Source organism: Pseudomonas sp. D4002 (assembly GCF_013385665.1).
GTDB lineage: Bacteria > Pseudomonadota > Gammaproteobacteria > Pseudomonadales > Pseudomonadaceae > Aquipseudomonas.
The window spans coordinates 14,568-17,392 of the sequence record NZ_JACAPN010000057.1 but is presented as its reverse complement, the minus strand read 5'-3'; the positions used below and the strand labels follow the sequence as shown (position 1 = coordinate 17,392).

Annotated in this window: 2 protein-coding genes; one reads left to right on the top strand and one right to left on the bottom strand. The window is 60.3% G+C overall.

Translation table 11 applies throughout. From position 1 onward, the window contains the following. Window positions 1-252 (bottom strand): acyl-CoA dehydrogenase family protein (locus HX824_RS30590; protein WP_177055929.1); only part of this gene is annotated, 252 nt, incomplete at its 3' end. A gap of 439 nt (window positions 253-691) precedes the next feature. Here HX824_RS30590 and HX824_RS30585 point away from each other — a divergent pair. Beyond that, entirely contained in the window at window positions 692-2,797 is a 2,106-nt protein-coding gene (locus HX824_RS30585) for a TonB-dependent receptor domain-containing protein (protein ID WP_177055927.1), read from the top strand. Window positions 2,798-2,825: the final 28 nt, after the last annotated feature.

The following is a 2,825-nucleotide window of genomic DNA, read 5'->3' as shown; positions in this document are numbered from 1 at the left end:
GTGGGCGATGGAGCTGTCGACCCGGGCGAATTCGCGCACCACCTCGAAGGTTTCCGACCAGTTGGCGTCCAGCCCGCCGAATTGCCCGGGGATGCTCAGGGACAGCAGGCCGCTGCTGCGCAGTTTGTCGCGTTCGGCCTTGGGCGTACCGCCGCTGGCGTCGCGGTCGACGGCGGTGCGCGCGAACTCGGTCGCCAGGTCACGGGCAATCTCCAGTGGCGTCCTGCGGGTGCAGAGTAAGTTGACCGTCACGCGTGAATACCTCGTTGCTTAAGTCGAGAATGCTCGAGCTGATTTGTTTCAACAGGCAATGGATAGAGCAAGACCCATACCAAGTAACAATAAGCCGATAACTTGCGACTTCTTACGGGGATGCAGGCGCGGACAGTGTCGAATACGCAACTTTTGTTGGAGGGCTGTTGGGATTTGCACAGTTGGGTCCTGTGCCCGCAGGGCGGGGCTTTCGTTATGCTTTTATTGCTTGAACATATAAGTGTTTGTGGATGATTTTTGTATTGTCCGGAATCGAACATTTCACCAGCAAAGTGTTGCGCTTGTGGCGATTAATAAGGGTGGCCGGCCAGTGTTTATTGAGGCTTGGACGTGGCATGAACCCTGCAAAGTTGAAAATAGAGCGCGACTATACGAATAGATGCTCCAACTAATTCGAGACCCCAGGAGTATTTAATTCATGCGGCAACTGTTTGAACCTCGCGCTCGTCGTTTTGAGTCACTGGCCACCGCGTCCAGCCTTGGCGTGCTGTTGATGTTGATACACGGCGCGGCCTTTGCCGCCCAGGCGGACCCGACCCTGGCCACGGTAGTGGTCACCGGTGCCGAAGCCACCGAAGCGCAAAAGGCCGAGAAGCAACTGTCCAAGGTGCCCGGCAAAACCGCAGTGATCGACAACCGCAAGATCGAACAGGGCCGCGCGGCGAATGCCGAGGACGTGCTGGCGTTGCAGCCGGGCGTATTCGCCCAGGCCACCAGCGGCTCGGGCGCGAACAAGATTTCGATCCGCGGTTCGGGCCTCAACACCTTCTATCAAGGCTATGTGCTGGGGATCAAATTCCTTTATGACGGCCTGCCGTTGACCGGCCCGGGCGGCACCCAGGAAGACATGCTGGACATGGCTTCCGTGGACCACACCGAGGTGCTCTACGGCGCCAACGCCTTCCGTTATTCGGCCTTGTCCCTGGGCGGCGCGATCAACTTCGTGAGCAAGACCGGCCGCACCGATCCGGGCAACTACGCGCGTTTCGAAGCCGGCAGCTTCGGCTATCGCAAGGAGCAACTGAGCACCGGCGGCGTGGACGGCGACAATGACTATTACGTCAGCATCCAGCACAACGAGCGTGACGGTTACCAGGACAACACACCGAACAAGGGGCAGGGGATCGTTGCCAACTTCGGCCACGTGTTCAGCCCGCAACTGGAGGCGCGCTTCTACATTCGCTACAAGGAAGAAACCCTTAGCCAGGGCAACACCCTGACCAAATACCAGCTCAAGCACGACCCCACGAGCAACCTCGTGCCCATCGGGCGCAAGAAGGACGGCTCGACGTTGCTGGGCAGCACCACCACCTACACCTTCGACGACAATGCCAAGCTCGAAGTCGGCCTGGGCTACAACGATTACCCGCTGGACAACGGCTGGCGCTATTCGCCAACACCACAGGAATGGCGCTCCCAGGACGTCAACCTGACCTTGCGCTACCTGCGCACCGCCGACACCTTCTTCGGCCTGCGCAGCGACAGCAGCGTGACCTTCAGCAATACGCTGGCGTACCTGGCCGATGTGAAATCCCACAGCAAGGCCACCGGCATCACCCAGCAGAAGACCAACTACACCGGCTCCCGGGACACCGTGTTTTCCCTTGGTAACGAACTGCAACTGAATGACCGCACGTGGCTGTCCACCGGGTTGTCATTGATTGATATCAAGCGCAAGGCGCAGATCGAATACAGCACCGCCACCAACACCAGCGCGTTCCCCAGTGGCGTTGAATACGACGAGACCGACGTCGCCCCGCGCATTGGCCTGCGCTATCAGTTGACTCCGGAATTCGAAGTGTTCGGCAACGTCAGCCGCTCGGTGGATCCACCGGTCACCTGGCAGCTGGGCAGCACCGGCACGCCGTACATCCGTGATGTGCGGCCGCAAAAAGCCAACACCGTGGAGTTCGGTATCCGCGGCGGCCACGGTATTTTTGACGGCAGCCTGACGGTCTACCGCTCGTGGGTGCAGAAAGAACTGCTGTCGGTAGTGGTACGCCAGGCGACGGCTACCCAGGATCAACTGGTGGCCACCTCCAACGGCAGCGCGACCATTCACCAGGGCATCGAAGCCGGCTTGAATGCGCAACTGTGGGACGGCGGCAATGGCGACACCGTGACCCTGCGCCAGGCCTACACCTTCAACGACTTCCACTACCGCAACGATGCGGTGTTCGGCGACAACCAGCTGCCGGGCCTGCCGCGCCAGGTCTACCAGGCCGAGCTGGAATATCGCCAAGGCAGCGGTTTCTACGCGCAGCTCAACGCCCGGGCGGCGTCCAGCTATTACGTCGACTTTGCCAACTCCCTGAGTGCGCCGTCCTATACGTTGTGGGGGGCCAAGGTGGGCTACGAGGCCCCGAGCAAGAAGTGGGAAGTGTTTGTCGATGCGCGCAACCTGACCAACAAGCGCTATGCCACGGCCACCAACACCGCGTACGACGCCAAGGGCCAGGACTCGGCCAACTTCTATGTGGGGGATGCGTTCAACGTGACCACGGGGGTGGCGTTTCACTTCTGACCGTGACAGATCGTTCCCACGCTCCGCG